Source organism: Acinetobacter sp. F16, assembly GCF_052712855.1.
The window spans coordinates 1-3,582 of the sequence record NZ_JBRATK010000029.1; the positions used below are offsets into that span (position 1 = coordinate 1).

At 38.3% G+C, this 3,582-nt stretch carries 5 protein-coding genes; 2 read left to right on the forward strand and 3 right to left on the reverse strand.

What is annotated here, in order from left to right; all coding sequences use genetic code 11:
• Positions 1–101 precede the first annotated feature (101 nt).
• From ACU0NF_RS11775 to ACU0NF_RS11785, 3 genes are read right to left on the reverse strand one after another with little or no spacing between them, the layout of a single operon-like run.
• Complete coding sequence (locus tag ACU0NF_RS11775; RefSeq protein ID WP_445661233.1) at positions 102–878, reverse strand: glutathione S-transferase N-terminal domain-containing protein; 777 nt, start codon at positions 876–878, stop codon at positions 102–104.
• A gap of 22 nt (positions 879–900) precedes the next feature.
• Positions 901–1,413 carry a ribonuclease E activity regulator RraA gene (gene rraA, locus ACU0NF_RS11780; protein ID WP_445661234.1) on the reverse strand — a complete coding sequence of 171 codons (513 nt, stop codon included), beginning with the start codon at positions 1,411–1,413 and terminating at the stop codon, positions 901–903.
• 12 nt (positions 1,414–1,425) lie between these two features.
• Positions 1,426–2,091, reverse strand: coding sequence for an SDR family oxidoreductase (locus tag ACU0NF_RS11785; protein WP_445661235.1), 666 nt, complete (start codon positions 2,089–2,091; stop codon positions 1,426–1,428).
• 215 nt (positions 2,092–2,306) lie between these two features.
• Here ACU0NF_RS11785 and rpsT point away from each other — a divergent pair, with 215 nt between their 5' ends.
• Complete coding sequence (gene rpsT / locus ACU0NF_RS11790; RefSeq protein WP_131266479.1) at positions 2,307–2,573, forward strand: 30S ribosomal protein S20; 267 nt, start codon at positions 2,307–2,309, stop codon at positions 2,571–2,573.
• 426 nt (positions 2,574–2,999) lie between these two features.
• Positions 3,000–3,443: an META domain-containing protein gene (locus ACU0NF_RS11795; protein WP_445661236.1), complete on the forward strand. Its 444-nt coding sequence runs from the start codon at positions 3,000–3,002 to the stop codon at positions 3,441–3,443.
• Positions 3,444–3,582: the final 139 nt, after the last annotated feature.

The following is a 3,582-nucleotide window of genomic DNA, read 5'->3' on the forward strand; positions in this document are numbered from 1 at the left end:
ATTCAGCATTGTACGAGGCATAGCGAGAGTAAAATTGGGTTTGGCGATTTAATTTTACTACCTCGCTATTTTTTTAAGCAACAAATGTCAACAGACCCTATTCAGCTATATTGTTTTTTCAAATATTTCACAATATCTGCTGACTCAAACATTTTCACTCCAGTATTCGGGTCGACCAAATAAGGAACCTGGATATCACGCCCCATAAGCTCAACCACTCTTTCGCGCTTGCCCCCTTTTAGAGCTTGATATTTTCCTGGCTTGAGGCGTAAAGCTGCAGGCCCCATATCTTGCCAGCGCTCTTTAGGGACATTATGGAATATGAATGGAAGTTCTAGTTCAGTTAATACCCCACGTACAACACGTGTAAATGGACTCGCTTCAAAACCCCATAATTCTAAAAGTTGTGCTGGTGCTTCACGATCCGTAATTTTTTTATTAATCCAAACCCCACGTGCGCCATTAATAAGGGTTCCAGCCAAGGCAGCCACAGGAATTTTGGGATATTGGGCAAATTTTTTCGGTGTTTTTCCAGTTTTGCCATAATGTTTAAATAAATAATGGATGATCTCTTGTGACTCATACATTTGAGTACCGGAGTTTTCATCAATAAAGAATGGAAATTGTTTTTTCCCACCTTTTTCTTTGACAATTTTTCGGTACTTCTGCCCACCTTTTGGACAAGGATAGACTTCATAATCCAAATTCAACAAGGTCAGGACTTCACGTACACGACGGCAAAATGGTGAACCTTCAAACTCGTAAAGTTTGAGTAATTTTTCCGGCTGTTTCGGAAATGCAGTACCACTGACTCCGCGTCCACCTGCAGTCAAAGCTGAAGCCAAAGCCTGTACAACTTTAATTTGATGATTCACCATTTTTATCCTTATGCCATTGTCGTTATAAATCGACTAATTTTTCTTTTGCGACCACAATGCCATTGTTATCTGCATAGATATAATCGCCAGAATTGATGCTTACCCCACCAAAATACAAAGTTAAATCAACTTCGCCTATGCCTTTGCGATTACTTTTTTGTGGAATTGCAGCCAATGCATGCACGCCCAGATCCAATTCAGCAATCGCATCTACATCGCGTACACAGCCGTAAATAACCACACCGTTCCAATGATGCTTAACCGCTGACTCTGCAATCATATCGCCCATCAAGGCACAGCGCATTGAAGCCCCGCCATCTACCACCAGCACTTTACCGGTACCATCAGTCGCAAGCAGCTCTTTTACCCGGGAATTATCTTCAAAGCATTTAACCGTCACGACCTGACCACCAAAGCTTTTGCGTGCACCATAGCTTTTAAAAAATTTACCATCCATGGATGGCGTCACCACTTGAATGTCTTTCTCTGGATTGTCATCAAGTAAATCGCAAGTTACAAATGCTGCATTAGACACTTTTCAGCTCCCTCATTTAGAATTTTGTATGCGTAAATTATCATAAATTTCAAACTTTTCAGTTTGAGTTTGCGCTGCCTCGACCATAGTATGAGCTACTTGTGCTGCTGTCACTGGCTTATATTTGAATGAGTCGGGAACCAGATGCGAGAATTTTTGATAGAGCTTTTGAGTCAGGTCTTCCAGACTTCGTTGTTCTGGACGCTCCCCTAACAGTAAGGAGGGTCGCAATATCGATACACATTGCAGATTTAAACTCTGGATATGCTTTTCCAGTTCACCTTTCACTCTGTTATAGAAAAAATTTGAGTGAATATTTGCTCCCATCGCGCTGATCAGCAGGTAATGGGTATCCGTCGATTCAAACAAGTCGGCAAAATGTACATTAATTTCATAATCAATATCATTAAATTTTTGCTTGGATCCGGCTTTTTTCAGCGTTGTCCCTAAACAGCTAAATGCATGGCTATATCCATTTGTATCTTCATCATTGAGTAACAGAAAATCATCCAGAATAAATTGCTGTACTTTTTCTAGGCGTTTGAGTGCAGAATCTTCATGACGGACAACTGCGGTAATTTTCTGGCAACTTTCTGTACGATTAAGTTGATTTAGTAGCTCACGACCTACTAAACCCGTTGCTCCAATCACAATTGCACTTTTAATTGATTTAGTCATTTTTTAAGCAATCTCTTTAAGTTATTACTAATCTAACGGTTTCTTTAGAATTTTTATGCATCTAAAATGTTGTCAAAGCAAGTCAAGACTTGACTTAGCCTCATAGTTTAATCACAATATGGCACTTGTTTACGGGCTGGTGATAATTCTTCTGATGAAGGTTTTCAGTTGCAATTTCAGCCCGCCCAGACCAATCTAATTCAAGGAGTGCACGAGTGGCAAACTCTGCTCAAGCTAAAAAACGTGCTCGTCAAAACGTTAAAGCACGCAAACACAACGCTAGCTTACGTTCTATGGTTCGTACTTATCTTAAACGTACAATAGCTGCAATCGCTGCTGGTGATTATGCTGCTGCTTCAGAAGCATATAAAACTGCGGTACCTGTAATTGACCGTATGGCTGATAAAGGCATCATCCATAAAAACAAAGCTGCTCGTCATAAGAGCCGTTTGAATGCACAAGTTAAAGCTTTAGCTAACTAATTTGTTGTATTGAAAAAAGCCCGTTAAGGGCTTTTTTTACGCCTGAAATTTATCACTCATAAGTAAAATATATAACTTTTTGCCCTTCAGACAATTTAGCAGATGAAGATTAAAGGATTAAGATTAAATAGTAATGAGTTGAAAGCTTACTGATTGAAAACTGTTTAAACCACTTATATAACAAATATAGAATGAATAAATAATTCTGATCATACCCGTATAGTTGAGTTTATGGTTACTTTTATCGCTTAAGCTGTCCTGTTTACCTAAAGCAATACATGTTTATTTTCCGATCAACTCTTGTAGATGATTAGTTAACAATCAAATGAATTCTAAGAATATTCCATAAAATACTATTTGTTTTAACTGCCTCACAATTATCTTTAGATATTAAATTATTAAATAGAAATTAATTGGAGAAAAGCAATGTTAAGAAAAATTATTCTAGCCACAAGTATAGTCTCTTCTTTAACGTTGGTGGGTTGTAATACATCCATGCCAAATCCATCTACCGATCGAAATTTAGCTCAATTGCAAAATAGAAATTGGGTCTTAACGGAAATCAATCAAGTCGTTTATAAAGCTGACCCGGCCCAGTCTGCTGTTCCAACTATAAAGTTTGATAGCAGTGAAGTAAGCGGCACCGATGGCTGTAACCAATTTATGGGTGGTTATGCCGTTATGGGAACTCAGATTAAATTTGCAAATCTAAAAGCAGTAGAAAATAACGTATGTTCAACTACGACCGATTTGCCTCAAAAGTTTTCCCAGGCATTAAGTCAGGTGGTTAGCTATGACGCTAGCAGGACAGAATTAAAGTTACTCGATAGCAATGATAGAGTAGTGGTTAAGTTTAAAAATCATAAATAGATATAAATTAGCCCTCATTTGAGGGCTTTTTTATTTATCTTAGATTAGCAGTTGAAGTGCAACGCCATGTTGTTGCCATAATACCTGACTCGGACTTTTAAAGCCGAGTCTTTTTCTTGGGCGCTGATTTAAACGTTGT

What these genes read in the sequence shown, in the direction of transcription:
- ACU0NF_RS11775 (WP_445661233.1), bottom strand. Translation starts at nt 878, where the DNA reads ATGGTGAATCATCAAATTAAAGTTGTACAGGCTTTGGCTTCAGCTTTG.
- ACU0NF_RS11795 (WP_445661236.1), top strand. Translation starts at nt 3,000, where the DNA reads ATGTTAAGAAAAATTATTCTAGCCACAAGTATAGTCTCTTCTTTAACG.
- ACU0NF_RS11785 (WP_445661235.1), bottom strand. Translation starts at nt 2,091, where the DNA reads ATGACTAAATCAATTAAAAGTGCAATTGTGATTGGAGCAACGGGTTTA.